Here is a 1,725-nt window from a genome sequence, read left to right on the forward strand (position 1 = left end):
TTTTCCACTTGATTGATACGCCGGGGCATGTGGATTTTACCTATGAAGTGTCGCGTTCGCTAGCGGCCTGTGAAGGAGCGATTTTGGTGGTTGATGCGGCCCAAGGGATTGAGGCGCAAACTCTTGCCAATGTTTATCTAGCATTGGACAATGATTTGGAAATTCTGCCAGTCATTAACAAGATTGACCTACCAGCAGCCGATCCAGAGCGTGTGCGTACAGAGATTGAGGATGTCATTGGACTGGATGCCAGCGAAGCGGTCTTAGCTTCAGCCAAAGCTGGTATTGGTATTGAAGAAATTCTTGAGCAGATCGTAGAGAAAGTTCCTGCACCAACTGGTGATGTTTCAGCTCCATTAAAAGCCTTGATTTTCGACTCAGTTTATGATGCCTATCGTGGGGTTATCCTTCAAGTGCGTGTCATGGATGGAGTTGTCAAACCTGGCGATAAGATTCAACTCATGAGCAATGGAAAGACCTTTGATGTGACGGAAGTTGGTATTTTCACACCGAAAGCAGTAGGGCGCGATTTCCTCGCGACTGGTGATGTTGGTTATATTGCGGCTTCTATCAAGACGGTTCAAGATACCCGTGTGGGTGATACAGTGACCCTAGCAAGTAATCCTGCCGCAGAACCACTAGATGGCTACAAGCAGATGAATCCTATGGTCTTTGCGGGTCTTTACCCAATCGAGTCAAACAAGTACAATGACCTTCGTGAAGCCCTTGAAAAATTGCAGCTCAACGATGCCAGCTTGCAGTTTGAACCAGAAACATCTCAGGCGCTTGGATTTGGTTTCCGTTGTGGATTCCTTGGACTTCTCCATATGGATGTTATCCAAGAGCGTTTAGAGCGCGAGTTTAACATTGACCTCATCATGACAGCTCCGTCTGTTATTTACAAGGTTAACCAAACTGACGGTGAGTCTATGGATGTGTCTAACCCCTCTGAATTTCCAGATCCGACTAAGATCGCGACCATTGAAGAACCTTATGTCAAGGCGCAAATCATGGTACCGCAGGAGTTCGTTGGAGCGGTGATGGAACTGGCTCAGCGCAAACGTGGGGACTTTGTAACCATGGACTATATTGATGATAATCGTGTCAATGTTATCTATCAAATTCCGCTTGCTGAAATAGTCTTTGACTTCTTTGATAAACTTAAGTCTTCGACGCGTGGTTATGCAAGTTTTGACTACGAATTATCAGAGTACCGCCCATCTAAGCTAGTCAAAATGGATATCCTTCTCAATGGAGACAAGGTCGATGCCCTTAGCTTTATCGTTCACAAGGATTTTGCCTACGAACGTGGGAAACTTATTGTTGATAAGCTCAAGAAAATCATCCCTCGTCAACAATTTGAAGTGCCAATTCAAGCAGCTATTGGGCACAAAATCGTGGCTCGTACTGATATCAAGGCCCTTCGTAAGAACGTACTTGCCAAGTGTTACGGTGGTGACGTTTCTCGTAAACGCAAACTTCTTGAAAAACAAAAAGCTGGTAAGAAACGCATGAAAGCTATCGGATCAGTAGAAGTTCCACAAGAAGCCTTTCTCAGCGTCTTGAGTATGGATGAAGAATAGAAATAAAAGAACTCTTGAAAATTTCTCAAGAGTTTTTTGCTTCTCCAATCAAATGTTTAGAAAATCCATTCTGATTTTCTTGAAGGAGAAGGATTCTACTATGAATAATTCCGCCTCTTTGTCAACTGTAATTGGAATTTTT

1 protein-coding gene is annotated in these 1,725 nt (G+C 43.8%); it reads left to right on the forward strand.

The genetic code is table 11. The features are described 5' to 3' along the window. Positions 1 to 1,583, forward strand: a 1,583-nt coding sequence (gene lepA / locus SORDD16_RS04215) for a translation elongation factor 4 (RefSeq protein ID WP_241733974.1), incomplete at its 5' end; no start/stop codon positions are given. Between the last annotated feature and the right edge of the window lie 142 nt (positions 1,584 to 1,725).

The organism is Streptococcus oralis, assembly GCF_001578945.1.
GTDB classification, from domain to species: Bacteria; Bacillota; Bacilli; order Lactobacillales; family Streptococcaceae; genus Streptococcus; species Streptococcus oralis_Q.